Annotated in this window: 28 protein-coding genes; 9 read left to right on the top strand and 19 right to left on the bottom strand. The window is 51.8% G+C overall.

Going from position 1 to position 25,929, the window contains the following annotated elements:
• From resB to G4V39_RS08330, 3 genes are all read right to left on the bottom strand, one after another.
• Positions 1–1,335 carry a cytochrome c biogenesis protein ResB gene (resB, locus tag G4V39_RS08340; RefSeq protein ID WP_166032495.1) on the bottom strand — a complete coding sequence of 445 codons (1,335 nt, stop codon included), beginning with the start codon at positions 1,333–1,335 and terminating at the stop codon, positions 1–3.
• Positions 1,336–1,524 (bottom strand): twin-arginine translocase TatA/TatE family subunit, encoded by a 189-nt coding sequence (gene tatA, locus G4V39_RS08335; protein WP_166032494.1) that lies wholly within the window; start codon positions 1,522–1,524, stop codon positions 1,336–1,338.
• Between the two features lie 135 nt (positions 1,525–1,659).
• Entirely contained in the window at positions 1,660–3,249 is a 1,590-nt protein-coding gene (locus G4V39_RS08330) for an ATP-dependent helicase (protein WP_181494262.1), read from the bottom strand.
• A 192-nt stretch (positions 3,250–3,441) separates the two neighbouring features.
• Here G4V39_RS08330 and G4V39_RS08325 point away from each other — a divergent pair, with 192 nt between their 5' ends.
• Positions 3,442–4,161, top strand: a complete 720-nt coding sequence (locus G4V39_RS08325; protein ID WP_166032492.1) for a tRNA lysidine(34) synthetase — start codon at positions 3,442–3,444, stop codon at positions 4,159–4,161.
• Here G4V39_RS08325 and G4V39_RS08320 read toward each other — a convergent pair.
• Positions 4,103–4,540, bottom strand: a complete 438-nt coding sequence (locus G4V39_RS08320; RefSeq protein WP_258557899.1) for a DUF488 domain-containing protein — start codon at positions 4,538–4,540, stop codon at positions 4,103–4,105. The genes G4V39_RS08325 and G4V39_RS08320 overlap by 59 nt on opposite strands.
• A gap of 130 nt (positions 4,541–4,670) precedes the next feature.
• Between G4V39_RS08320 and G4V39_RS08315 the strand changes: the two genes are divergently transcribed.
• Positions 4,671–4,868 carry an FmdB family zinc ribbon protein gene (locus tag G4V39_RS08315; RefSeq protein ID WP_166032491.1) on the top strand — a complete coding sequence of 66 codons (198 nt, stop codon included), beginning with the start codon at positions 4,671–4,673 and terminating at the stop codon, positions 4,866–4,868.
• Between the two features lie 127 nt (positions 4,869–4,995).
• Positions 4,996–5,973 (top strand): hypothetical protein, encoded by a 978-nt coding sequence (locus G4V39_RS08310; protein WP_166032490.1) that lies wholly within the window; start codon positions 4,996–4,998, stop codon positions 5,971–5,973.
• Here the strand turns inward: G4V39_RS08310 and G4V39_RS08305 are convergent.
• The 15 genes from G4V39_RS08305 to G4V39_RS08235 form a co-directional block, all read right to left on the bottom strand.
• Positions 5,970–6,824: a glycosyltransferase family 9 protein gene (locus G4V39_RS08305; protein WP_166032489.1), complete on the bottom strand. Its 855-nt coding sequence runs from the start codon at positions 6,822–6,824 to the stop codon at positions 5,970–5,972. The genes G4V39_RS08310 and G4V39_RS08305 overlap by 4 nt on opposite strands.
• Before the next feature lie 6 nt (positions 6,825–6,830).
• Entirely contained in the window at positions 6,831–7,565 is a 735-nt protein-coding gene (locus G4V39_RS08300) for a SagB/ThcOx family dehydrogenase (protein WP_166032488.1), read from the bottom strand.
• A complete protein-coding gene (smc, locus tag G4V39_RS08295; protein WP_166032487.1) occupies positions 7,558–11,052 on the bottom strand; it encodes a chromosome segregation protein SMC in 3,495 nt (1,164 codons plus the stop codon). Before smc ends, G4V39_RS08300 begins: the two co-directional genes overlap by 8 nt.
• The gene (rimI, locus tag G4V39_RS08290) at positions 11,042–11,497 is read right to left on the bottom strand and encodes a ribosomal protein S18-alanine N-acetyltransferase (RefSeq protein ID WP_166032486.1); all 456 of its coding nucleotides are present in this window, start codon (positions 11,495–11,497) and stop codon (positions 11,042–11,044) included. The genes smc and rimI overlap by 11 nt, the downstream gene beginning before the upstream one ends.
• A gap of 2 nt (positions 11,498–11,499) precedes the next feature.
• Positions 11,500–11,895 carry a PTS sugar transporter subunit IIA gene (locus G4V39_RS08285; protein WP_166032485.1) on the bottom strand — a complete coding sequence of 132 codons (396 nt, stop codon included), beginning with the start codon at positions 11,893–11,895 and terminating at the stop codon, positions 11,500–11,502.
• Between the two features lie 11 nt (positions 11,896–11,906).
• On the bottom strand, positions 11,907–12,776 hold the full coding sequence (gene rapZ / locus G4V39_RS08280; RefSeq protein WP_166032484.1) for an RNase adapter RapZ: 870 nt from the start codon (positions 12,774–12,776) through the stop codon (positions 11,907–11,909).
• Positions 12,776–13,237, bottom strand: coding sequence for a PTS sugar transporter subunit IIA (locus G4V39_RS08275; protein ID WP_166032483.1), 462 nt, complete (start codon positions 13,235–13,237; stop codon positions 12,776–12,778). Before G4V39_RS08275 ends, rapZ begins: the two co-directional genes overlap by 1 nt.
• A 24-nt stretch (positions 13,238–13,261) precedes the next feature.
• Positions 13,262–13,786 (bottom strand): ribosome hibernation-promoting factor, HPF/YfiA family, encoded by a 525-nt coding sequence (gene hpf / locus G4V39_RS08270; protein WP_166032482.1) that lies wholly within the window; start codon positions 13,784–13,786, stop codon positions 13,262–13,264.
• A gap of 69 nt (positions 13,787–13,855) precedes the next feature.
• On the bottom strand, positions 13,856–15,325 hold the full coding sequence (gene rpoN / locus G4V39_RS08265; RefSeq protein WP_166032481.1) for an RNA polymerase factor sigma-54: 1,470 nt from the start codon (positions 15,323–15,325) through the stop codon (positions 13,856–13,858).
• A 2-nt stretch (positions 15,326–15,327) separates the two neighbouring features.
• Complete coding sequence (gene lptB / locus G4V39_RS08260) at positions 15,328–16,056, bottom strand: LPS export ABC transporter ATP-binding protein (protein ID WP_166032480.1); 729 nt, start codon at positions 16,054–16,056, stop codon at positions 15,328–15,330.
• A gap of 1 nt (position 16,057) precedes the next feature.
• Positions 16,058–16,543 carry a lipopolysaccharide transport periplasmic protein LptA gene (gene lptA, locus G4V39_RS08255; RefSeq protein ID WP_166032479.1) on the bottom strand — a complete coding sequence of 162 codons (486 nt, stop codon included), beginning with the start codon at positions 16,541–16,543 and terminating at the stop codon, positions 16,058–16,060.
• A complete protein-coding gene (lptC, locus tag G4V39_RS08250) occupies positions 16,540–17,076 on the bottom strand; it encodes an LPS export ABC transporter periplasmic protein LptC (protein WP_166032478.1) in 537 nt (178 codons plus the stop codon). The genes lptA and lptC overlap by 4 nt, the downstream gene beginning before the upstream one ends.
• Positions 17,043–17,597, bottom strand: a complete 555-nt coding sequence (locus G4V39_RS08245) for a KdsC family phosphatase (protein WP_166032477.1) — start codon at positions 17,595–17,597, stop codon at positions 17,043–17,045. Before G4V39_RS08245 ends, lptC begins: the two co-directional genes overlap by 34 nt.
• Positions 17,578–18,408, bottom strand: a complete 831-nt coding sequence (gene kdsA / locus G4V39_RS08240) for a 3-deoxy-8-phosphooctulonate synthase (protein WP_166032476.1) — start codon at positions 18,406–18,408, stop codon at positions 17,578–17,580. The genes G4V39_RS08245 and kdsA overlap by 20 nt, the downstream gene beginning before the upstream one ends.
• A complete protein-coding gene (locus G4V39_RS08235; protein WP_166032475.1) occupies positions 18,405–20,354 on the bottom strand; it encodes a transketolase in 1,950 nt (649 codons plus the stop codon). The genes kdsA and G4V39_RS08235 overlap by 4 nt, the downstream gene beginning before the upstream one ends.
• Positions 20,355–20,578: 224 nt before the next feature.
• On the opposite strand from G4V39_RS08235, the gene G4V39_RS08230 reads away from it, so the two are divergent.
• From G4V39_RS08230 to G4V39_RS08205, 6 genes are all read left to right on the top strand, one after another.
• Complete coding sequence (locus tag G4V39_RS08230) at positions 20,579–22,489, top strand: methyl-accepting chemotaxis protein (protein WP_166032474.1); 1,911 nt, start codon at positions 20,579–20,581, stop codon at positions 22,487–22,489.
• Between the two features lie 45 nt (positions 22,490–22,534).
• Positions 22,535–23,416, top strand: a complete 882-nt coding sequence (locus tag G4V39_RS08225) for a phosphate/phosphite/phosphonate ABC transporter substrate-binding protein (RefSeq protein ID WP_166032473.1) — start codon at positions 22,535–22,537, stop codon at positions 23,414–23,416.
• A gap of 123 nt (positions 23,417–23,539) precedes the next feature.
• Complete coding sequence (locus G4V39_RS08220; RefSeq protein WP_166032472.1) at positions 23,540–24,235, top strand: nucleoside phosphorylase; 696 nt, start codon at positions 23,540–23,542, stop codon at positions 24,233–24,235.
• Entirely contained in the window at positions 24,223–24,972 is a 750-nt protein-coding gene (locus G4V39_RS08215; RefSeq protein ID WP_246169644.1) for an RNA methyltransferase, read from the top strand. The genes G4V39_RS08220 and G4V39_RS08215 overlap by 13 nt, the downstream gene beginning before the upstream one ends.
• A 187-nt stretch (positions 24,973–25,159) precedes the next feature.
• Complete coding sequence (locus G4V39_RS08210) at positions 25,160–25,381, top strand: hypothetical protein (RefSeq protein WP_166032471.1); 222 nt, start codon at positions 25,160–25,162, stop codon at positions 25,379–25,381.
• A complete protein-coding gene (locus G4V39_RS08205; RefSeq protein ID WP_166032470.1) occupies positions 25,378–25,926 on the top strand; it encodes a hypothetical protein in 549 nt (182 codons plus the stop codon). Before G4V39_RS08210 ends, G4V39_RS08205 begins: the two co-directional genes overlap by 4 nt.
• Positions 25,927–25,929: the final 3 nt, after the last annotated feature.

The raw sequence follows: 25,929 nt of genomic DNA, 5'->3' as shown, positions 1-25,929 counted from the left end.
TTATTTCCCCTCTTTCTGGACTTTTTCTTCCAACTGACCCACCAGGCCCTCAAGACGACGCTCAAGGCCCGGGCGATTTTTATTGGCCGTTCCGGCAACAATAATTACCGGCTTGCCCTCCCTTTTACCCAGATAGACCCAGACCTTCTGATGAGAAAAGAAAAAGACGGTGAATATTCCCAGAATCATCAAAATACAGCCAATCCAAACCACCCAGACACCAGGGTCCTTCTTGACCTGAAGGCCGGTCATATACTTTGTTTTGGCCGAAACCAGAAGGAACTTGATTTCCCCTTTCGGGGTCTTGATGGGGTTTTCCATCCCCTGAATCAACCAGAAGGCCATGGGATTCATCCCCTCAAGCATTATCCAGACCTGGGCGGCCGGCCGCCCGTGAACATCAGGCAAAAATCTCATCACTCCCAGATGAAGTTTCTTCTCTGGCCATTTGGCCTGCCCCATGGAAGATAAGTTAAAAGTCTTCTCCTCTTTGCCCCATTTGACCCGGACCACTAACTCCGGTACTGCTTGATAACTGGCCTGATAAAAGGTGATGCCCCGAAAGGTCAAGGGGTCGTTAACCCGGATGGATTTTTTGAGAATCTCCTTACCCCCGTTGAGGATAGTAAGATCAGAGCGAAACTCTTTGGGGGCCCCGTTAGCGTAGAAAGAAACATCAAAGTTATCGCACCGAACCTCGAAGCCGAGGGGAATAGGTTTGCCATCGCTTCGGGAATAGACGACACCAGAGGTTTCTCCCTCAAGAAGGTTGACATAGGCCTGAAAACCAAAGATACCCCCGATTAGCGCCCCGACAACAATAATAAGAATACTAAAGTGGACAAAATAAACCCCAAACCTGGTCCAGCGGCCACGCTCAAGATAAAAAAGCTTTCCTTCCTCAACCTCGGCTACTATAGCTTTGGGCCCCAGAGCCTCTCGGACTAAGGCCTCAGCCCGGGCCAGGGCCTCCTCGCTCTTTAAACGGATTTGTTGAGAGAAGGGTTGTTTTAAGAGCCGATCTGGGGGAAGAATGCCGCTCCTTTTGACCAACTCTAGGGTATAGGGAAGGCGATCCAGGCTACAGATAATGAGGTTTATACAAAAAAGACCCAAAAGAGAGAGGAACCACCACGAATGATAGGCATCGTGGAGGTGAAGAAAAAGGATCAGCTTACCCAACCCGGGACCATACTCATGGATATAAAAACCGGGTTTTTGCCCCTGAGGAATGATGGTTCCGATGATTGAGGTCGCCGCCAGGGTGATCAGCAGAAAGATGGCCAGTCTGACCGAGGCAAAGGTGCGCCAGAGGGGATTCTGATTTTTTTTCATTTATTTTTTCACGTCTCCTTCCAGCTCTGATTGGGAGTTTTCCTTCTCCTCGTCCTCTTTAAGAGATTTTTTGAAGTTACGAATGCCCTTGCCCAGGCCCTCACCTATTTGGGGTAACTTTCCGGCCCCAAAGATGATGACCACAATAACCAAGATGACCAAAAGTTCGGGCAGCCCCAGACCAAACATGGCGTCTCCTTAAAGTTCTAAGGACTTTGATCCTCAACAAACGTCTCCAAAGCTAACAACAAGACCTGAAGATTGTCAATGGAATATGGTTCTCAATAAAAAGAAATTCCAATATAGGAAAGCCCGATGAAAAATTCAGAAAAGACTCCCCTGACGCGGCCTTTTAGGGACAACCTTTGATGCCTCTCGAACAAAGGTCACTCCCAAAAGGCGCGAAAAAGGTGATGGCCGACCGGAAAGCCTTTTTCCGAAGATGGTCCGTTTGGCAGAAGCTGTAAGGAAAAGCCTTTCTTTGGCCCTGGTAAAGGCCACATAGGCCAGACGACGTTCCTCGGCCTCGTCACTTTCTCCCCTTAGCTCAAAAGGGAAAAGGCCTTCTTCAAATCCGGCCACAAAAACCACAGGGAATTCAAGGCCTTTGGCGGCATGAACGGTAGTCAAAGAAACAGCCCCAGGTTCATCAGGGGCCTCGGCCTGAAAGAGAAGCTCATGAACAAGGTCTTCGGCGCTTTCAACCAGGGGAAAGAGACGCTGAAGGTACTCCCGTTCTGAGGAGGAGAAGACAATCTTTTGCCTCTTGGCTTGGAGCTCAAGGTCCTGAGGAGGCAATCCAGCGAGATTCAAAGACAAAAGGGGCTTGATTTTTTGGCGAAGTCTCTCGGCAGACTCATCCCTTAGACAGACCGGAATGCCTACCCCAGACAGAACGTCTTTTAGCGGAGAAAGCAGGGCCCGGACTCGAACAAGAACAGCGAAGTCCCCCCAGGCGAGGCCTCGCTGGCCACGGCTTATTTCACTGGCCAAAAAATCTCGCCCACCCACCAGGGATTCCATGGCCTTGCCGATAAAGACCGCCTCGGCCCGGGCCGTGCCCAGCAGATGTCCAGAGACGGCCCCCTTTTTGGCCCGGGACTCAAGAGGAAGCCCTCCCACCAGGCGCCGGGCCAGATCAAGAATGGTTTTGGGAACTCGATAGGAATATTTAAGGTCGAAACAAACTACCCGGGGAAAACTTTTCTGAATATAGGCAAAGAGCTCTGGCCCTACGGCCCCTCGAAAACCGTAAATGGCCTGAAAAGGATCACCGACCAGGAAATAACTCTCCGGCTCCAGGGCCTGCAGAAAGGCCAAATCGGTATAACTGGCGTCCTGAAGCTCGTCGACAATGACGGCTCGAAACGGAGAACGACGTTTTTTTAGGACCTCAGTGGCCGCCAGCAGAAAGTCGTCGAAATCACAAAGCCCCTTTACCTCCAAGGAGTGATTATAACGAACAAAAATTCTTACAAGCTCCTCAGAGACTTCCTGTGAGCCGGCCTTAATAAGCGAGAAAAGGCTCAGAAGTTGACCTTTCTCTCGCCGACTCATCCCGTGTCCCTCTTCTTCAAGGGCCTCCTCTAGAGCCTGTCGACGATCTGCTTCTGTAGCCGGTCTGAAGGGGATCTGCCCCAAATCTTTGAGCAGGGCCCGGGCTGCCGCATGAAAGGTTTTGATTCGGGCCTCAAGGCCCAGATCTTTGGCCCGGCTAAGAAGTTCGGCCGCTGCCCTGGTACTGAAAGTGAGGATCAAAATTTCCTCTGGAGGGACTCCAGAGTCAAGCAGATAGGCCAAACGCCCCAGGATAAGCCTGGTCTTTCCTGCCCCGGGGCCGGCCATCACCAGGGTCGTTATAGCTGATGAGGCCACCGCCTCAGCCTGATATTTGTCAAGGGTAAGACTTGACATCATCCCCACCTCATGGCTCTATTTTCGGGCTGTTTTAAGGAGGTCTCATGCGTCACCTGTGGTGGATCATCCTCGTTCTAGCCGGCTGGTTACTTCTAGCCCAGTTGGCCCCCTTAAACAATAGCCGCTTTCCTTGAGTCTTTACTGGCCTTGGGTCCCAGGGCCAGAATAAAACTAGCTGTACCGATCCCGATGGCCTATCTCCCCAAGCTGGTCAATAAACTGGTCGGTCGAGCCCTTCATCGTTACCAGATGCTTCAGGACGGTGATCGGGTAGCTGTGGCCCTCTCTGGTGGGTCAGATAGTCTGGTGCTCCTCTGGGCCCTTCAAGAATGGCAAAAAAAGGCCCCCATCAGATACGAATTGGTAGTTATCCACCTGGATATGGGCTTTCCCGGCCACGACTGGCCCAAAGTAGAGGCTTATCTCCAGAAGGCCGGGTTTAAATATTATTTTGAAAAGACAGACTACGGCCCCAAAGCTCATGAAATCGGCCGGGAGACACCCTGTTTTTACTGTTCACGGCTCCGGCGCAAACGTCTCTTTGAGCTCACCAAGGAGCTCAACTGTAACAAACTGGCCTTTGGCCACAATAAGGACGACATTATCGTCACCTTTTTTATCAATCTCTTCTATGGAGCGGAGATCAGTACCATGGTCCCGTACCAAGAGCTTTTCCAGGGGTTAATTACCCTTATCCGCCCCCTGGCTTTTGTAGATAAGGCCCAGATTAACTCCCTGGCCCAAAGACTCGGACTTCCGGTAATTGAAAATCCCTGTCCCTCGGCGGGGACCACCAAAAGGGCCGAATTGGGCCGCTTTTTAAATGATCTTTATAAGCAGAACCCTCGCCTCAAGGGGAACATCTTCCGGGCCCTTTTTCGTTGTCGCCCGGAATATCTCCTCCGCTAGGCTCCCAAAGACGCTTCTCATCAAGGATATGGATCACTCGCCACCCCAGGCGAGACAAATCCTCCGCTAGGTGACGACGATGACAACGCCAAGGGAAACGCTCGGCACAGATAATGACCGAAGGTCTCTCAGCCGCCAGGGTCTGAAGACGTTCCAGGGCCGTTCTGTAGGCCTCAGTAGCTCGATAGGCCTCATAACCACCTGATCGATAACCTCCAAGCTCACGGCCCAGAAATCGATACCTTATCCCCTTACGTCTCAGGGAATCCTCCAGGACCTGTCGGCTAAAGTGAGGAAAGCGATGGCTTACCGGAAAACGCCGCACATCAATAACTTGTTCGATCCCCTGAGCCCTTAAAAGCCGAAGGAATTCATCCAGGGAGCGATTGCTGGTCCCCAGAGTATAGATAACTTTTTTTCTTGACAGATTTGCCTCCTAGTTTACCTTCTCTGCTTAAGAAAATAAGAGATTTTTCCAAAAAATAGAAGAATAAAGGAGGTCATAGAATATGCCCATTTACGAGTTTGTCTGCAAAAAATGTGGCCAAATTTTCGAACGGCTGGTCTTTTCCAGCCAGGAAAAGGTCCTTTGCCCCAAATGTAAGGCAGAAGAGGTTCAAAAGCTTCTTTCTTGCTTTTCCTCCCGCAGCCAATCACCGGGCCAGGGTATTGTCTCCGGCTGCAACCCGGCCTCCCGCTTTGGTTGAGCCTAAAAGAAAGGGGCCTGGTTCAGGCCCCAACCTTGACGCCCCCTGCCCTTACTGATACCTTCCACCTTGGTTATGGTTACTTGAGGAGGGTAGCCTAGATTTCTTAAGCGGGGCGGGGGTCATCATGAGAAAATTTTTTCCATTTTTTATAGTCTCTTTATTCCTCTTTATTTCAGCTAGTCAGGCCCAGGCTGTAATTAAAGTGGCCATATTGCCCTTTAAGATCCATGCCGCCGAAGACCTCTCCTATGTTCGAGACGGCATCCAGGATATGATGACCACCAGAATCTTCAAGCCCGAAGAGGTGATAGTGATCGACAAAACCGCTGTTGACGCGGCCTTAAAAAGTATTTCCGGGCCCCTTACCGAGGCCAAGGTTAAAGAGTTGGGACAAAAGCTAGGGGTGGATTATGTCCTCTTCGGGAGTCTCACGGTTATTGGTCAAAACGTCAGCCTTGATGCCCGGATGATCCCGGTAGAAAACAATCGCCCGCCGGTGGCCCTCTATGCCGAAACCCGGGGGCTTGACGAGGTGATCCCTCGGCTGGCCGATTTTGCCCAAAAGATAGATTTTTACCTTACTGGCCGTCCATCTCAGGCCGTGGCCAGCGCGTCTGTAGCTACTCCCGCTCCAGTTACCTCTACTTCGGTGGCCAGAGAGATTCCTGCCAGGCAACCTGCTCCGGAGGCCCCGGCCTCTACCCCACCTAATCGTATGCATCCAGAGCGCTTCTGGCGTGAAAAGGCCACGGCTCTTTCTACACCCTCGACACCACCGCCTGCCTCCACGGCCCCGGCTCCTCAACAGCAAGCCGCTGTCAAGCAGCCCAAGCCAAGCTGGCGAGATATAGACCCCTGGCCGGATTATCCCCCCGATGAGGAACAGTTAGGGCCTATATTTGAGGAACAGCCCTCTAAAAAGGTAGAAAAGCCCAAAAAGAAGAGAAATTGGTTTGGCTGGATCCCCTTCATTGGGAAAAAGAAAGAAAAAGAGGTCGTCCTTAAACCAAGCCCCTCAAAACCGGAGCCTTCTCCCTCCACCCCCCAGGAGGCCCCAACTCCAGCACCCTCTGGAGGTCAGGCCCAGTGGCAGTGGTATTAGAGTAGAGAGCGGGCAGCTTCAAGGAGATCTTCGAGTCCAATCTTCTCTAGACATATTCTCTCATCACAAGGCTTGGGCCAGCAAGGAGGGCATATGTCAAGGCGGAGAGAGAGCACCCGCGGGCCTATGGGCGCCCAGATCCTAGGATCAGAAGGGCCAAAAATGGCCAAAGTAGGGGCCCCAACGGCAGCAGCCAGGTGGCTTACTCCAGAATCATTACCGACATAAAGCCTGGCCTCAGAAAGCAACTCAGCCAATTCTTCGAGCGAAAGCCCAACCAAGGGGTTTTCTCCGGCTTCTTTAAGGGATTGTTGCAGGTGGGCCTCCGCCGGTCCCAAAATAAAATGGACTTGGTGTCCCTCAGACCTTAGGGCCTGGGCCAGAAGCAAAAACCGCTCAAGAGAATAGTTCTTATATGGGCTGCCCGAACCCGGGTGGATGAAAACCCCTTCTCTTGGCCCATCCTGACCTTTAAGTAGAAACAGAGCCTCTTTCCCGCCTACCTGAGCCCGTTGAAAATAGGCAGCCGACTCTGGCCGCTGAGGCCGGGTGTCAATCACCCGGACCATAATTCCGGCCTCCTTCAAGGTTCTAATGGGAATCTGCGGCGGAGAATGAAAAAAGAGATAGGCCTCCCTTACCTCTTTTAAAAAGGGCGGAATACGGCCTAAAAAAAGAGGGGCCAGAGGTTCGGTTGAAGCTACTCGGGAGACAAAATCCTTAAAAAGAACCCGGCCATCTGAACGGGCAAAAAGAAACACCTCAGCCCTTTCGGCCAAGGCCCCGATGGCCAACCTGGAGAGGATGAGATCTCCCAAGGCCCCCTCGTGCCAGACAATCACCAAGGCCATACCTGGTTAGGCCGGGATACCCACCGGGGCCATGTAGACTACCGTTTCCTCAAGACCATCCAGACCTAGGAGCTGGTTAACTTCATCGTCGAAGAAGGCTCCTACAGGACAGGCTCCGAGCCCAAGGGCCTGAGCTGCCAGGAGAAGATTCTGGCAGATATGGGCTACGTCCATAAAAATATAACGGATGCCACGAGAACCATACTTACTCATGGTCCGTCGGGCAATGGCCGACCAAATAAAAACCACCGGGGCCCGAGCACACATTTTTTGCCCCATAGCTGCCTCGGCCAGATCTTGACCGAAGTCTCCCTCTTCGAGATATTCCAGAGCGGCCGCGGCAACATCATAATGAACCAACCCCGAAGGAAGCCCGGCCACATCGTTAAGGCAAAGATAGGTTTCTATGGGGTATAAGGCCCCCGCACTAGGAGCCGGCCGGAGAAGATAATGGCCAACCCGAGCCGTAACCCCTTGGGTAGCCCACAAAAGAAGAGAGATGGTCTCCAAACTTAAGGCCTCTGAGGCATACTTTCGCACCGAACGCCTCCGGGCCAGGGCCTCCCAGAGATCTGCTCCGGGAGGAGCTACTCGTGGAAGGTTAAGACGTCGGGCTCCAGGGTATTTTTTGAGAGAAGGGGCTGGAGAAATATTCTCTTTTTCTCGACTGAAAAGTTCGGCCCGATCGTGTTTGCTTCGCTGAAGATAGACAAAACCGATGGAACGGCGATAATCAGGCATCTTGTTCCCCTCCTTGGCCTGCCTCCGCCAGCTTCACGGAGACGATCTTAGAAATTCCCTGTTCTTCCATGGTGATGCCGTAAAGGGTATCGGCTACCTCCATGACTCTTTGATTATGAGTAATGATAATCACTTGTGCCTGGCGGGCTATCTCCCTAATGAGACGATTAAATTTCAAGGTATTGGCTTCATCAAGAGGGGCATCGACCTCATCAAGAAGACAGAAAGGAGAAGGCTTGATAAGAAAGACAGCAAAGACCACCGCCAGAGCCGAAAGGGCCTTCTCACCACCCGAGAGGAGCCCCAAGTGCTGAAGCCTCTTACCTGGAAGACGTATGTAAAGATCCAGCCCGGCCTCAAGGGGATCGTCTGAGCCCACTAACCGAAGCTCGGCTGTTCCGCCTTCAAACAGAAGGGGAAAGACCTCCTTAAGTTTTTCATTGACCTGTCTTACAGCTTGACGAATCTTTTCTCGACACAGCCGATTAATTTTAGAGATGGCTTCCTTGAGACTCTCGATAGCCTTAAGAAGATCGGAACGCTGAGAGAGGAGGAACTCAAGTCTTTTTTCTACCTCTTTAAATTCCTCCACGGCGGCCAGATTAATGGCCCCTAGACGGGAAAGTTCCTCCTTGATTTCGGCCACCCGACGGGAAAAACTCTCCTCATCGAGAGATTCTCCCTCCGCAACATCAATGGTCTCAAGATCTATCTGATATTTTTCTTTGATCTTACCTATAAGGTGTTCAGCCAGAAGTCGGCACTCCGTGATTTCTAAGTCAAGTCGATGTCGTTGATCTTCAAGTTTGCGAAGCTCAAGCCTAAGGCCCTTGAGTTCACCTTCAATCTCTGAAATTCGCTTCTTAAGGCCGGAAATCTCCTCTTCAAGACTCTCGCGCTGGTCTTTGAGGTGTCTATAGTCTGTCTCCAAGTCAGAAACTCGAGCCCCGGTCTTAGCTAAAGAGCCCTCCAGCTTCTCTAATAGGGGCTTCTGATGACGAAGCTGGGCTTCAAGTTCCTCTCTTTCTCTTAGATATTGACGTTTAGCCCCATCAAGACGGGCCTTTTCCTTTAGAAGTTGATTCCGTCTTTCTTCCAGCCTGACCCGGGAAAGGCGGGTCTTTTCCAGACGGCTTCGAAGGTCCTTAATCACTGAGGAGAGTTCTCTTTCCCTGGAAAGGAGGCCCTTTAACTGAGGCCCTAGGTGACGGATCTTTTCCTGGATTTCCCGTCTGTTATTCTCCAGCTTAGATAGCTCCGCCTTGACCTCCTCCCATCGGAGCTGCACGTCTTTAACCTGGGTTTCAAAAACCTTTCTCTGTTCTTCAAGACCCAATATCCTGGCCCTTGTTCGATTAATCTCTTTGCTTATCTGCAGAAGGCGCTCTTCCCCCTCCTTCTTTTGTCTTTTGAGTTTTGAAAGCCTCTCGGAAGTTTCTTGATAGGAGCGGCGTAAATTATGGAGAGTTTCTCGGAGGGTTTTACTTTTAACTTCGATCTCCTTCTGGCGCTGGGCAAGGGCATCTAGTTTAGCCCGTCTCTCTAGAATCTCCTGGCCTTCGGAGGAAGAAAGAACTTTGATCATACCGCCAGGCCAAAAGACAAAACCATCTTTGGTAAGAAGTCTGGCCGCCAGAGAATCGTAGTCACTAAAGGCCTCCTCGGCCGTATCAAAGGTTTTAAAGGAGACCAGCATAGTAGCCAGGGCTGAAGGAAGCCCCTGAGCCAAAACAGACTCGGAGACCTGACTTTGCTTATCCTCAAGGAGCACCCCTCCGGGGCCCAGACGGGCCTCCTTAAGGGCCTTAAGGACCTCCTTGGCCTCTTTAAGATCGTCCACCAGGGCAAAACCAAGGGCCTCGGAGAGCAAAGCTGTCAGAGCAGACTCCCACCCCGGCTCCGGTTTGATTTTCTCCACCACCAAAGGTAGTCCTAGCTTTTCTCTAAGAAACCTGGCCGAAGGAGGAAGGCCGGCCAGCTTGGCCTCCAAACGCTGAAGACGTTCGATCTCAGCGGCAACATCCATGGCCTCCCTGCTTAGGGAGGAAAGGGTTCTTTCAAGGTCTTTCTCCTGGGCCGATAGGGTCTCAAGGCGTCGGGCCAAGTCTTCTATCTTCTGCCGTATCCTTTGCTGGTTCTCCGTCACAGAGTCTCTTTCCTTTTCGGCCTTGGTCAACCGAAAGTTTGCCTCTTCCAGACGCCTTGATATTTCTGCAATCTGCCCCTGAACCCGGTTGAGATCTTTTTCCCTGCGTTCTTTCTCTAAAAGAAGACGCCTTTGTCCGGCCTCCAGTTGAGCCATCTGATGGCCAAGGGAATCATGGGTTTGCCTCTTTTCAGCCAGCAAGGCCCGATGGGTCTCTAATTTTTTCTCTTTGGCCTTAAGGAGGGAGACAAGCTCCTCCTCATCCTTTTGCAGGCGATCCAGGGTTTCCTCCGCCTCTTTGAGGTTTCTCTCCAGGCCCTGAACCTTTTGGGTAAGGCCCTCCTGGCGACGGATAATATCTCTTAGCCGGGAATCAAAGGATTGAAGCCTTGTCTGGATGGTCTTAATCTCCCCTCTTATCTTCTCCAGCTGACGACGTTGGGAGGACAGCTCCTCCAGGCAGGCTTCTTCCTTCTGGCGCAGAGAAGAGAGGGCTTCTTCTTTTCCCGAAAGTTCAAGGATTAAACGGGCCTTTTCCGTCTCCAGGGTCTGTTGCTTGGAGGAAAAAAGATCCGTCTTCTCCCCCAGGAGAGCCAGATCTTTCTCCAAGGCTAAGGTTTTCTGTTTGGTTTGTTGAAGACGGCCAGCGGCATAGATTATATCCAGCCTTTGCAGCTCTTCTTTGAGCCTCAAATATCTCTCCGTCTTTTTTGCCTGTCGTCTAAGGCTATTTTGTTGTCGTTTGACCTCCGTTAGGACATCTTCCAAACGAGCAAGGTTCTCCTGGCTGGCCTTAATGCGCCGCTGGGCCTCCTCCCGGCGGGTCTTATATCGGGAGACACCTGCCACCTCCTCTATAAGCAGACGCCTTTCCTCCGGACGGAGTTCAACAAAAGAGCCCACCTCACCCTGGTCAATGATGGCGTAGGCCCGATGCCCCGCTCCGGTATCCATGAACAAATAATGAATGTCCTTCAGACGACAGGGTCGCCCGTTAAGGAGATACTCGCTTTCTCCAGAACGGTAGAGTCTTCGAGTGATAACGATCTCTGGCAAATCGGCCAGTTCGCCGGGAGCCTGACCATTGTTTTCCAAAACCAGCCGGACCTCGGCAAAGTTGGGGCCTCGACCGTTTGAACCAGAAAAGATAACGTCTTCCATGGCTCGAGCCCGCAGGCGCCGAGGGCTTTGTTCGCCGAGAACCCAACGAACGGCATCGACGATGTTGCTTTTACCACTTCCGTTAGGACCAACAATGGCACAGATACCGGAGGGAAAGGCCACCTCTACCCGGTGGGGGAAGGATTTAAAGCCATAAAGCTCCAGACGCTTAAGCCTCATGGTCCCTGAGGGAAAGTTTCATGATAATGGCATCTTCACCGGTGTCTTGATAATAACCGGGACGGCGGCCGGTAGCCACAAAACCAAGCTTCTGATATAGCCTGATGGCCGCTTTATTGGAAGGCCTAACCTCTAGCCAAGCCAAATGGGCTCCTTGCCGCCGGCCATACTTAAGGGCCAGAGTAATCAGGCTGGTAGCCAACCCCTGCCTTCGGACCTGGGGATGGACGGCCAGATTAAGGATATGGATCTCGTCTAAAACCAGCCAAAAAGAAATAAACCCCCGCGGAAGGCCGGCCACCTTGGCCACCCAGAGTCTGGCAGACTTATGGGAGAGCTCTCCCAAAAAGGCTGCCTTACTCCAGGGGTTAGGATGGGAGAGGCGCTCGATTTCCAGTAGTCCCGGCAAATCCTCCTCCCGAGCCGGGACGATCCTGGCCCTCATGCTCAGCTGTTTAGAAGTTCACTGGCCTTGGAGATGCTCTTCTTGCCAGCCTCGGCTACCACTTTGGCCAGCTCTGGTAGGGGCCGTTTAAGGGACTGGGCGGCCTTGATAATCATTGGGAGGTTGACTCCACTGACAACCTCCACTCGCCCTTCTTCCAAAAAGGCCAGACAGATATTAGAGGGGGTACCGCCAAACATGTCTGTAAGCACCAAGACCCCTTCTCCGTCATTAACTTTGCGAATGGCCTGCAAGATACGCTCTTTAAGCTCTTCGAGGGGTTCATTAGGGTCTATCCCCACGCCTACTACCCCCTCTAGCCCTCCCATAATAAAGGCCGCCGCTAATACTAATTCTTCCGCCAGACGGCCATGGGTAACAACAACCACTCCAGGCATTTATTTCCCCTTTAGTCCTTGTCCATGTCCCGATGGGTAATAAGAACGTCTTCACCCATCCCCATCAAGATCTGGCGAAGCTGCTCGGCCATCACTACCGAACGATGACGCCCCCCGGTACAGCCTACAGCGATAACCATGTAGGCCTTACCTTCACGATGATAGAGTGGCAGCAGGAATCCCAGGAGCCCCTCCAGATGCTCTAAAAAACGCCGAGCCTCCTCACTACGAAGGACAAAATCTTTAACCGCCTCTTGCCGTCCGTCAAGAGGTTTAAGCAGGGGATTAAAGTAAGGGTTAGGTAGAAAACGAACGTCTAGAACCATATTGGCCTCTGGGGGGACACCATATTTAAAACCAAAAGAAATAATATGAATAGTTGGACGAACCAAGTCCTCTCGGTGGGCGTAGAGACGAATTATCTCTGCCCGAAGCTGGTGAACATTAAATCGGGAGGTATCTACCACCTGATGGGCCCACTCTTTGATGCCTTGAAGACGCTCTCGCTCTAAGCGAATACCCTCAGCCAGAGAGCCCTTGGGGGCGAGAGGGTGTGGTCGGCGGGTCTGGCTAAAGCGCTGAATGAGGACTTCATCGCTGGCTTCCAAAAAAAGGATCTCCAGATGGTATCCCTGTTCTTTGACCTGACAAAAAATAGACTGATACTGGTCCAGGAATGTCTTCTCCCGGAGATCCATGACAATGGCCACTTTAAGCTTCTCTCCAGAGGAAACCTCTTGATCCTTTAAGGCCAAAAACTCCGGCAATAGAAGGATGGGGAGATTATCAACACAGAAATAACCAATGTCTTCAAAGGCCTTGAGGGCAGTGCTCTTTCCTGAGCCAGAAAGACCGGTAATGATGACCGTATCAAGTGACACTAGAACTCCGAATCCGCCTCTTGAATTATAGTGAGGATCTCTTCCGGATCTTTGGCAGCCATAAGCCTTTCCCGAAAGAGAGGTTCCTTAAGAAGGCGGGAGAGCCGGGCCAAAAGTTTAAGGTATAAACCGGCAGCGTCATCCGGGGCCAGAATGAGAAAAATTAGGTGGACAGGCTGTTTGTCCAGGGCCTCAAAGTCTATCCCTTGGTCACTCCGAGCGACACAGATGATTAAGCGATCAAGACCCTTCATTTTACCGTGAGGAATGGCCACTCCGTGACCAATACCGGTGCTGCCCAGTTTCTCCCGCTCGGTAAGAACCCGGACAATCTCTGTGGCCCGGAGATCATTTCGGTGGTTAGTAATTATCCGGGCCAGCTCCTCAAAGACAGCCCACTTGTCCCGGGATTTGAGTTTAGGGACAATACAGTTTTTATCAATGAAGTCCAAGATCCTCATGGCTCGGGCCAGGCTGGCCAGGGATTACAAAGACTCCGGCTGAATCAACCCGTAGTGGCCATCAGGGCGACGATAGATAACATTCAGGCTTTCCGTATCAGCGTTAACAAAGACCAAGAACTGGTATCCCATAAGCTCCAGCTGATCTATGGCCTCCTCCACAGAAAGGGGTTTGGCCGTAACCTGTTCCACCACCACGTTCTTGCCCTCTGACTCCACCGGAGCCGCAGAAGCGGTCACTGTCCGCCCCGGGCCACGGCCCTTATGGCTTTTAATTTTCTCCCGATGGCGGCGCAATTGGCGCTCCATCTTGTCCACCACCAGGTCTATCGCCGAGTACATATCATTGGTCTCTTCCTTGCCACTCAGGTTAAGGCCATTTCCGGTGATGACCACCTCAGCAATCTGACGAAACTTTTCTGTGGTCAGAATAACGTTTACCTCAGTGGGCCCACCGAAATATTTGGCCAGTTTACTGAGCCTCTTTACCGCATAGTCTTTTAGACCTTGGGAAGGGTCTAAACGTCTAAAGGTAACATTAATTTGCATGGACTTACCTCCTACGCCGGCTTGATAACACCTGGCCCGAGCCGGTGTCAACGGCTAAAGGGTTGCTCATCATTTGGTGGACAAAGCCGGCTTTTTGCGCCGGCTGGCAGGCAAGATACCCATCATTTCTCGATATTTCGCCACCGTCCGCCGGGCGATCTCAATCCCGTAGCGTTCTTTAAGGAGGTTGGCGATCTTTTGGTCACTAAAAGGTTTAGCTGGATCTTCCGTCTGAATAATCTGTTTTATCCTCTCTCGAACGCTCTGAGATGAGACCTGATCTCCCCCAACCCGGTTTATCCCGGTGTTGAAGAAAAATTTCAGCTCAAAAAGACCTTGGGGAGTCTGGACATATTTGCCGGTGGTCACCCGGCTGATGGTGGATTCATGCATGCCCACATCTTCAGCCACATCCTTGAGGATGAGGGGCCGAAGATAAGCGATCCCCTTGTCCAGAAATTCGCGTTGGAAACGCATTATGGATTCGGTTACCCGATAGATGGTTCGCTGCCGCTGATGAAGACTCTTGATCAACCAGAGGGCCGATCGGAGCTTTTTTTGAATATACTGTTTGGTCTCCAGAGGAACTGAAGGATCTTGAAGGAGCCGACGATAGTGTGGACTTACTCTTAAGCGAGGCAACCCTTCATCGTTGAGGACAATGACATAGTCATCATCTACCTTGTAAACAAAGATATCTGGAACAATATAATGAGTGGCCTCTCCACTATAATTGCGGCCCGGTCGGGGCTCAAGCTGAGAGATAACTTCTACCGCCTGAACAACCTCCTCCAGAGGAATCTCTAGCTCCCGGGCAATGGCCTGATAATTTTTAAGCTCTAGAGATCTCAGATGATCCCGAACGATCTTTTCTACCACGCTACCCTCTAGACCAAGATGCCGGATCTGAATGAGAAGACATTCCCGGAGATCCCGGGCAGCCACTCCCACCGGATCAAACTCCTGGACCTTGGCCAGGACCTCCAGCACCTTGGCCTCCGTGACCCCTGTCTCACGAGCAATATCTTCAATAGGGACCGCCAGATAGCCATTGGGATCTAGATTGCCAATGATGTGGGCGGCCACAAGACGATCAACCTCCTCAAGGTCTGAGAGCTGAAGCTGCCACATCAGGTGGGAGGTCAAGGAGGTGGGTCCGGAGACACTTCCCTCAAAGGAAATAGGCTCCTTTTCCTCGTAGGCAAAGCTCATCACCGCCGAGGAGCGTTCGTTATCAAAGTAGTCACTGTATTCGCTCCAATCGGTGTCTTTTATTGGTTCATCACCCCAGGGGCCCTCGTCGGCCGGAGAGAGAGAGACTTCAGGGACAGCCAGCTCCGGCTCCTCCTCGGAGTAACTGGTAAAATCATCCCGGCCTTCTAAAGAATCTTCTAATAGGGGATTTTGTTCTATTTCTTGTTCGATGGTCTCCTGAAGTTCAAGGCGGGAGAGCTGCAACAGCTTGATAGCCTGCTGCAGCTGGGGAGTCATGACCAACTGTTGGGTCAGTTTGAGATGTTGTCTAAGTTCAAGGGCCATGTCTAGAGGCTAAAACCTTCACCCAGATAGAACTTACGGGCCCTTTCGCTCCGGGCAATCTCGTAAGGGGTGCCTTCTTCAATGATCTTTCCTTGACTTACAATATAGGCGCGGTCACAGACCGTCAAGGTTTCCCGAACATTGTGGTCAGAGATAATGACTCCCAAGTCCCGTTCCTTAAGTTCCCGGATAAGACCCTGGAGATCGGCCACAGCCAGAGGATCGATACCGGCGAAGGGCTCGTCCAGAAGAACAAAACTCGGGTCAGTGGCCAGGGCCCTCATGATCTCAACCCGTCTTCTTTCTCCACCGGAAAGCTGATAGCCCTTCTGAGTGGCCACGTGTTCCAGACCAAATTCGGCCACCAGTTGTTCGGCCCTGCGCCGACACTCCCGCCGGGAAAGGCCCCTTCTTTCCAGAATGGCCAGAACATTCTCCATCACTGTAAGCTTGCGAAAGATAGAAGCCTCCTGCGGAAGATAGGTAATTCCCAGCCTGGCCCTCCGATGCATGGGAAAGTGCGTGATTTCCTCCTCATCAAGAAAAACCCGTCCGCTGTCAGGACGAATAAGGCCGGCAACCATATAGAAGGTGGTTGTTTTGCCGGCCCCATTTGGTCCGAGGAGGCCAACTATCTCCCCCCGGGAGACGGAAAGATCCACCCCATCGACCACACGCCGCCGGTGATACTCCTTAACCAAACCCTGGGCCTGAAGATGATCGGCCTGCATTTCATTCTTCGGGATAAACGATGGCCTCCACCTTCTTGCCAGGGGCGGCCTCAACCAAGCTTCGGTCTTCGTTGAGAAAGAGGGTGATTTTTTTGCCCCGGACGACGTTCCCCCCTTTTACCACCTGGGGGTTGTCCTCCAGGACAACCTTTTCCTCCTGGCGAAAGTAGGTGGCCACTCCACCGGTAGCCACCCAGGAATTCTGCTGCACTATTTTGACGTTTCCCAAGGCTACCATCTTGTAGACCTTCTTCCGTATCCCTTTATCGGTTTTAACCGGACGGTAGTAAACCACTAGCTTGTCGGCATAGACAGTAAGATTTTCCTTTTTGGCCACCACGTGGCCGGTGAAGATGATCATCTGTTTGTCATCGAGAGACTCTAACTGGTCGCTGGTGATCTTAACGGGAGCCCCAGCCTGGAGAGCTACCGGGAAAAAGGCCATAAGAACCCAAAAAACACCTAGGCCAATAGCCAGCCGATTCAAATAAAATCTTGACCGATCAACTCCACCTTCTGGCATACCTTAAGCCTTCCTTTTTTAATTTCATAAACAAAACCAATTCCCCGGATAGTCGTCCCTTCTCCTTTGATGAGGACTTCTTCCTCCCCTACCAATTCATCTTGACGGGAAAGATAGAGAAGGCTTTGGGTCTCTAAGACTCCCCGGTTTCTGGTCTTTATCACTACCGAACCCTCCAAAAAAAGCCGTCCTTCTTTAAGATCATACCAGCCCCGATCTCCCCGAACATAAAGGCCCTTTTGGGTAGGCTTGATCTCCCTTATCCTCACCTCTTTTAAAAAAAGGCGGTCTTCATCTTCTATTAGGCTGGCTTCGGCCGCCAGAACCACGTATCCGGGTTTTGGCCCTTGATATTCGACAAACTCTACATCTTTGAGGATGAGATCTGGGGTCTCTTCCTCCGAAGGAGGGGAAGGAGGCCTTTCTTGAGACGTAGCGCAGGCCGAAAGGGCAAAGGCCAGCATCAAAAGCAAGACAACTCTGAAGCGAGAAAGCATTGCAAGATCTCCTCCCACTTTTTCTGGGCCTTTAAGATAAGATCACACACCTCTCTTACTGCCCCATGGCCTCCAGGAAGATTGGTGACATAATGGACATACTCCTTAACAGGAGGCCAGGCACCAGGCACGCTAACCGCCAGCCCTACCCTTTTTAAGACCGGAAGATCTATCCAGTCATCTCCCATGTAGGCTACCTGATAATCTTTGAGGCCCTTTTCTCGAAGTAGCTCAAGATACAGTTCCAGCTTATGAAGACTCCCCTGGATGACGGTCTTAATACCAAGTTCTCTGGCCCGATGAGCCAAGGGGGGGCTTATCCGGCTGGTGAGAACCGCCACTTCTATCCCGGCCATCTGAAGCAGCTTAATTCCCATGCCGTCATGGACACAAAAGCTCTTTATCTCACTGCCATCAGCCGCAACCACAATCTGCCCATCGGTGAGAACACCATCCACATCAAGAAGGAGAAGGCGAACATTCTCCGCCCGCTTGAGTATTTCAGAGGGATAGAAAATCATCTCGCAAGCTGTAGATCCGGGCCAGGTCTTCAAGAAGTCTGGCTGCTTGATAGAGGGAAAGTGAGTTGGGCCCATCGCAGCGGGCTCTTTCTGGATTCTCGTGGACTTCCATAAAAACTCCATGGGCACCGGCCGCCACAGCCGCCCGGGCCAAAGGAGCTACAAACTCCCTCTCGCCCCCGCTTCTCCCTTCTCCACCACCTGGTAGCTGAACGCTGTGGGTGGCGTCAAAGATAACCGGATAGCCAAATCGGGCCATGATGGCGAAGGTTCTCATATCCACCACCAAGTTACGATAGCCGAAACTCACTCCCCTTTCGGTAAGAAAAAGGTTCTCATTTCCTACAGAGATCGCCTTCTCCAGGGCGTAGCGCATATCCCAAGGGGCCATAAACTGGCCTTTCTTGATGTTTACAGCCTTCTTGGTCCTGGCGGCAGCCAGGATAAGATCAGTTTGACGACACAAAAAGGCCGGAATCTGGATGGCGTCTAGAACCTCCGCCGCGGCTTCAGCCTGCCATGACTCATGGATATCCGAAAGCACAGGGACACCGGCCACCTCTTTGATCCGGGCCAGCATCTTAAGGCCTTCCTCAAACCCCGGCCCTCTATAGGAGGAAAGGCTGGTGCGATTCGCCTTGTCAAAGGAGGCCTTGAAGACATAAAGAAAACCCGTTCTCTCGGCGGCCTCCTTCATAAAAAGGGCGATCCGAATGGCCAGGTCGAGTTCTTCCAGGACACAAGGGCCGGCGACAAGGAGAGGCGGCCCTTTAGGATCAAAGTTCAGAGGACCGATTCTTATGGCCTTCATCCCTTAATGAGCTCCTTCATCTTTTGGGCCAGGGATTGAGGGTCGAGCCCTTGGCGGCGATAAAGATCATCTGGCTTTCCGCTTGAGCCGTAGGTTGAAACCCCACAGCGCCGGAAGGGAACGACCACTCCGGCATCGACTAAAACCCTAGCCACCGCCGCCCCAAGCCCTGTATCCACCACGTGATCCTCAGCGGTGACGATAGGGCCAACAAGAGCGGCATCAAGGATGGCCCGGGTGTCCAGCGGCCGGAAGGAGGCCATATTGAGAACTCCGATAGATAGCCCCTCTTTCGCCAGGATCTCACGGGCTTCAAGGGCCCGGGAGACTAGCGGCCCAAAACAGATAAAGGTTCCGTCATCGCCCCGTCGGATCCAGTCGGCCCGGCCGGGCTCAAAACGGTAATCTTCCCCAAAGAAGGGCCGGCCTTCTTCATCAAGGATAATGGGAGTCTTAGAACGCCCCATACCTACAAAGAAGTTACCAGGATGGGTAGCTACATAACGGATAATACGGTCGGTCTGGTTGGGATCAGCAGGCAAAAATATGGAAAAACCAAAGAGATTCTGGAGAAGACCCAGGTAATCTAGACACTGATGGGTCGGACCATCCTCACCGACATCAAGCCCCAGGTGGGTGGCCACAACCTTGAGATGGGTGTGATTAAGATCGTTTAGACGCTGTTGGTTATAAGTCTCACAGACGGCAAAAACTCCAAAGGTAGAAAAAAAGACCGCAAATCCCTCCCGGGAAGCGGCTCCGGCAGCAGCCGCGGCGTGATGCTCCTGGATTCCGGATTCAAAAAAGGCCTCTGGCGACCACTCTTTAAAGGCTGTCATCTTTACGGATCCTTCAAGATCGCAAGAAAACCCTAAAATTTTGGGCCTTTCTCCCGGAAGGTTGTTGATCTCTGCCAAGCTCCTTAAGGCCTTACCATAGGCCGAACGGTTATCTAATTTAACCTCCGGGCCATAAACCACAGGCTGACCAGGATCTATATCCGGATAGTCAACCTCAACATCAAAAGGTTTTACGAAGTTAACGTAGGCCTTACGGCGTTCAAAAAGGGCCTCAATGTCTTCATCGTATCCCAACTCCTTTAAGGCCTCCCTGGCCATATCCGGCTTGAGGGCCTCTCCGTGCCAGCGGGCCACATTCTCCATAAAGGAAATACCCTTGCCCATTACCGTCCGGGCCAAAATGGCCGTGGGACGGGCAGGATTTTCCACCTCTTTAAGCCAAGCCCGGCGCAGGGCCCGGTAAATAGCGGCAAAGTCGTGGCCATCACAGAGATAGATCACGTTCCAAAAGGTGGCCCGATATTCATCTCTTATTGATTGGGGGATGATAAGATCGGTATCACCACCTATCTGGAGATGATTTCGGTCAACGATGACCATGAGGTTGTCCAGGTCAAACTTAACGGCGAAACGCCGGGCCTCAATGACCTGACCCTTTTGTTGCTCACCATCGCCCATAAGACAAAGGACCCGCCTGTCCTTGAGGCCTTTGAGTTTAAGAGAAAGAGCCATACCACAGGCGGCCGAAAGGCCTTGCCCCAGATTTCCGGTATTCCATTCTACCCCGGGCACAGTCTGTTCTACGTGGCCGGCAAAGGCTGAACCGGCCCGGCGAAACTCCATAAGAAAGGCCTCCTCGGAGGCATACCCATACTCCACCAAAACACTATAGACCGCCGGAGAGATGTGGCCATGGCTGACCAGAAGGCGATCCCGAGCCGGATGACGCGGCTGCTGAGGATCATGACGCATAATGGCATAACTCATCAAAAGAAGGTGCAATGAAGAAAGAGAGCCTCCGGGATGACCACAGCCGGCCAGGGTAGTAGCCAGTATAATTCTCCGGGCGCAGCGCCGCCACATAGCTTCAAGCTCCCTTAGCTGCTCCTGGCTTAGCTCTTCCTGGGAAAGGTCGATTCGTAACATTTTTGGATGCCTCCGGACATTAATTTGCATCCCCTCTTTAACCTTTGTTCTCCCCTCTATCAAGGCCAAGGAGGAAAAGCTTACTTTAAGCCCAAAAGGAATAATATTTAAGATTTTCCCGACTAAAGCCGTTAAATTAACTGGAATACACAAAAAGTTATTAAAAAGTTTTCTAAAATTCTTTTTTTTATTTCTATTCACCGTTTTTTCAGGAGGGAGAGCATATGGCTGCTAATCTTCGCTGGAAGGATCTGTCTATTAGGTACAAGATTCTTTTACCTTTTCTCTTGGGAGTCCTTTTCTTCTCCGGAGTCTTCATCTGGCATTCGCAAGGGGCTTCGGAGAAGCTAATTTCTGTAACTGCCGAGGAAGGGGTTCGAGACGCCCTAGATAATACCCGGAAAATTATCAACCAGACCTTAGCCACAGAGACCATGTTAGCCAGCTCCGTGGCCGCCCTTGACGGGGTAAAAGAGGCCCTGGGGCTTACCAATCGGGAACAGCTCCTTCAAATAGCCCTGCCTATTGTCAAACAGGCCCAAAAGAGTTCCGGGCTGGAGTTCTTTCTCCACTTTCATACCCCTGATGGACGATCCTTCCTTCGAACCTGGAAGCCCCAAAAGTACGGAGACGACCTTAAAGGATTCCGGCAGATGGTCGTCGATGTTATTCAAACCAAAAAACTCTTGACGGGGATCGAGCCAGGCCGAGGCGGATTGGCCCTCCGGGCTATCGCTCCCATTTTTTGGGATGGAGAGTACGTGGGGAGTGTTGAGGCCAGTATCCCCCTTAAGGTGGTCCTCAAACTGGCCCGCGGAAGTGGCCAAGAGATAGGAGCCTTTATTACTCCGGAGGCGGCCGCCGTAATCACCAGGGCATCCTTTAAAGCCAAAGTGGGAGACATGTTTCTGGCTGCAGCAACAAACCAAACCCTGGCCTCCTTTGTTCCGGCTTCATTTCTCCAGAAGACTCTTAAAGAGGAAACCATCATTCGAGACAAAGATCTTGGTCTGGGAGGATTCCCGCTTAAAGGATATGGCGGGAAAACCCTGGGGGCCCTCGTGGTTTCTCGAGACCTTTCCGCCCTTGAGGCCCTGGCCCGGGGAACCATGATGCGCTCTCTCCTGGTGGTAGGGATCAGCTTCCTAGTGGTTATGGCCTTTGCCCTGGCTGTCTCCTGGCAGCTCAGTCGTTATCTTCGCCAGGTGGTCGATCGCATGACCGACATTGCTCAGGGCGAAGGCGACCTCACCAAGGAGCTACCGGTAGTCGGTGGCGATGAGATGGGCCGACTGGCCGCAGCCTTTAATCTCTTTTTGGACAAGCTGCGTCGCCTCATTGGCCGGGTTAAGGAACAGACCAATGTTCTTGAAGTCGCCGCCGGGGATCTGGATCAGACCTCAGGCAGTCTTAGCCAGGGATGTCGCCTGGTTCATGGCCGCACCAGTAACATTGCCGAAGTCAGTCAGACCGTGGCCAAAAGGGCCGATGAGGTCCACGGAATGATTGCCGAGATGGAAAAGGCCATCACCGAGATCTCCACCCAGACGACTTCAGCCGCTCAAGTAGCCCAGACAGCTCAAGAAAAGATAGAGGGAGTCAGTCAGATCATTGCTGAGCTGGATCAAGGTTCTCAAGAAATCGGCGAGGTTCTTAATTTTATCACCTCCATTGCTGAGCAGACCAACCTCCTGGCCCTAAACGCCACCATTGAGGCGGCCCGGGCCGGGGAGGCCGGCAAGGGTTTCGCTGTAGTTGCCGGCGAGGTCAAGGAGTTGGCCAAACAAACTGGACAGGCCACCGAAAGTATTGGTCAAAGAATCCAGGCCATTCAAGAGGCCACAGGCAAGGTCATTCAATCCACCAGGGAGATCGCCGAAATTATCTCCCAGATCAACGACATCTCCGGCACTATAGCCGCGGCCGTAGAGGAACAGACGGCCACGGTTTCAGCCATTGGCGATAGTGCCACCGAGATGAGCCAACAGGGGGATACCCTAGCCAAACTGATCCCAGAAATGAAAGAAGCCAGCCATCTGGCCAAAGAAAGCATGAGCCTTATCCGCGAACACAGCCAGAAGCTGGCCGAATTGTCTCAACAGATGAAGGAGATCGTCTCCCAGTTCAAGGTCTAAAGACCGATGGGAGCTAGAAACTGAATCAAGGAGGTTTGAGGAACGATGATCAAGAGACTCCTTACTGTCACCCTTACCCTACTGGTTCTTTTCTCCTTTACCGCCCCGGTTTGGGCCAAGGATGTCTATTACTTAGGGGTGCTGGCCAAACGGGGAAAGAGAAAGGCAATAGAACGCTGGCAGAAGACGGCCGAGTACCTATCAGCCCAGACTGGAAAGACTATCAAACTCCGGCCGCTTTCCTTTGAGGCTATCGAACCAGCGGTGGCCAAACAAAAGATCGACTTTTTGATTGTTAACCCTCAATACTACGTATACCTTAAAAAATATGGGGCCACGCCGCTAGCCACCTTAATTAATGTCCGGATGGGGCAAAAGCTCAATCAGTTTGGAGGGGTTATCTTTGTCCGCAAGGACAGTGCCATCAATTCTGTGGCCGATTTCAAGGGCAAAAAGTTTATGATCGTCAACTTCAAATCTTTTGGCGGGGCCCACATGGCCTTTTATCACTTCCTGCAAAAAGGCCTTAATCCCAAAACAGACTTAGGTAAAATAATGGTCGGCAAGACCCACGACAATGTTGTCTACGCCGTGTTAAAGGGGCAGGTTGATGGAGGCACCGTGAGAACCGATACCCTGGAGCGAATGCAGGATGAGGGCAAGATAAAGCTGGCTGATTTCAAAATTATTGATCAAAAGAAAGATGATTTTCCCTTCGTCAGGTCTACCAGGCTCTATCCCGAATGGCCCTTTTTCACCTTTCCTTTTGTAGATAAAGAACTTTCTGCGGCCGTCAAAAAGGCCCTGCTGAGTATGGGCCCTGAGGAACCGGCCGCCAAAGCCGCCAAGATTGCCGGCTGGAGCGAACCTCTAGACTACACCCCGGTTATAAAGTGCATTGAGGCCACCTCAAAGGCCGGCCTTTAAAAGGCCCCCCTTAGGGAGGGCACCCATAAGTGCCCTCCCCTTTCCTTTTTTACTTTGGACTACTCTTCTCAAAGCTTCTTTCTTTAAGCTGAAAGTAGATTTAAGATTTATCACCTTATAACGATGGCCGAACCACGGTTTATAGAGCCCGTCTGTCCAGAAGGACTAAGTCTTCCTCCCAAGGGCTTTTTTATCCTCACCAGCAGAGATTTCTGGTCTCTGGCCCGGGGGCTTTGCCAAAGGCCTAAATCTCTAAGGCTCCCTTATTGCCGGATAGTCCGACAAAAAGAAGGCTTTTTAGTCGGACCTTCACTCTCTGCACCCCATGCGATCATGGTTCTGGAGACCTTGAAGGCCTGTAACATAAAGGAGGTGACCATCTTCGGCTGGTGCGGTTCCCTGAGCGAGGATATCTCGCCCGGTGAGATCTTTCTGCCTACAGAAGGGCTTTCCTTTGAGGGGGTAAGTCGCCACTATCCCGATTCTTTAAGCCGCCCCTGGCACGAGGGGCAGAAGCAACTAAAAAGCCTCTTAATTAGAGCCGGCTTTCAGGTTAAAGAAGGGCCTGTCGCCTCCACAGATGCCCCTTTCCGGGAAACCATAGCTTTTGTCTCGGAGCTAAAAAAAAGAGGGGTTGGGGCCTTAGACATGGAGATCTCTTCCTTGATGCAGGTGGGTCAATTTTTAGACCTTAAGATTTCCTGTGTCCTTTTAGTAACCGACCGTTTAGGAGATAAATGGGAGGATCACCGAGAAAAGACTCAGAAGATAGGGGAGAAGGTGGTTAGACTTATCTGGAAGGATCTATGCCGGAGCTGATCATCAACATGGAAAACATTGCCGTTATTTTAGTCTCACCTCGCTACCCCGAAAATATCGGGGCCGCGGCCAGGGCCTGCAAAAACTTTGGAGTTAAAGATTTAGTGGTCGTGGCCCCAGAGAGGTGGGATGAAGAGGCCATCTTAAAGATGGCCACCCATGAAGCTGCTGATATTGCCCGCAATTTGCGTGTTTTTGAGGATCTTAGGGAGGCCCTTGAACCCTATGCCTACATCGTAGGGACTACCGCCCGTCTAGGACGTCATCGCCGAGTGTTTGAGACTCCCCGAAAAATCGCCCCCCATCTGGCTGGCTTAAGCCAAAAAAATAAAGTCGCCTTTCTCTTTGGCCCCGAACACCGAGGACTTTCTAACGCCGAACTTTTCTACTGTCATACAGCCATTACTATTCCAACGGCGGAGTTTCCCTCCCTCAATCTAGCCCAGGCAGTGGTGGTTGTCCTCTACGAGCTTTTCACCTCCGGGAGATCTCCCAGGCTCCCCCAGTCCCGTCTGGCCACTTTTGCCGAAACCGAGGCCATGTATCGCCATCTGGAAGAACTATTTGACCGAATCGGCTTCATTCCCAAAGATACCCGTCAGGTCTATCTGACCAATATCCGGAGATTCATGGGGCGCCTGGAGTTAACCGCTCAAGAAGTTCAGATAATCAGAGGGTTCTGCCGCCAGATGCTCTGGGCCTTGAACAAGACAGCCCCGGAGGGGAAAACACAATAAAGAAACGCCTAGCCAAATATAAAGTGGGCCTTTTTACAAGACTCAAATAGCACCGCCAAGATTTTTGACTTAAAAGGCCAAGCCTTGAGGTCCTTAATAAGGCTAAAAGGGATAATAAAAGACTAAAACAAGCGATCATTAAGGCCGATAAAAAGAAAAGTAAAATGGTGGATTAGAGGAGTAAGAGATGAAACGATGGCCCTTTGTCTTACTCTCAGTCTTAATAGGCGGGATTCTTAGCGGCTGTGGCGGCGGTTCAAGCTTGGCCCTCAAAATGGCCCCGGCCGTGGGAATCTATTCTCTCAGCCGCGCTCAGGAAAAGCCTGTTTATTCTCACCCCCCTAGTCGGATTCGGGCCAGCCTGATCTACGCTGAAAGCTCCGGGAGGGCCTTTTCGGAGATAAAATGAGATACTATCCCAGCCTTTGTCTCCTGGTGGTCTTCTTTGGTCTTTGGGGTTGTACCCTGGTCCGCCCTCCCCAGATCGAAACCAGTGGTCCCCGAGTCTATCTTGGCCCCACCGGCCCTATTGAAGCCGATCGTACCTTTTGTATCTCCACCTTTGAGGCTCAGACAGATCAGCTGGGAGCTGCCATCGCCAGGATATACCGTGATGCCCTGCTCGAAGTCCATCTACCGGTAAAAATAAGGCTCCTTAAAGGAAGGCCTATTTTAAAGGGGCAACGCCTAAAGGGTTGTGACTATATCCTCCTGGGTAGGATAAATTATCTTCTTCCGCCTGCCCCAACCGGTGGCGGCGCGGTAGAGACAGAGATAGAGATATATTCCCTTCCCCGGTGGACTCCCTACCTTCACCTAGAAGAGTCCGCTACTGTTCCCTATGGAACCTATGGGGAGTATCCACCCGGGATTGATATCCGCACTGGACCAGCTCCCTCCGCAGCCACGGTCATAAAACTCATGGCCGAACATCTGGGGCAAATTCTCTATTAACTA

The sequence above is a fragment of the Thermosulfuriphilus ammonigenes genome, from assembly GCF_011207455.1.
GTDB lineage: Bacteria > Desulfobacterota > Thermodesulfobacteria > Thermodesulfobacteriales > ST65 > Thermosulfuriphilus > Thermosulfuriphilus ammonigenes.
This window is presented reverse-complemented; position numbering and strand designations above follow the sequence as displayed.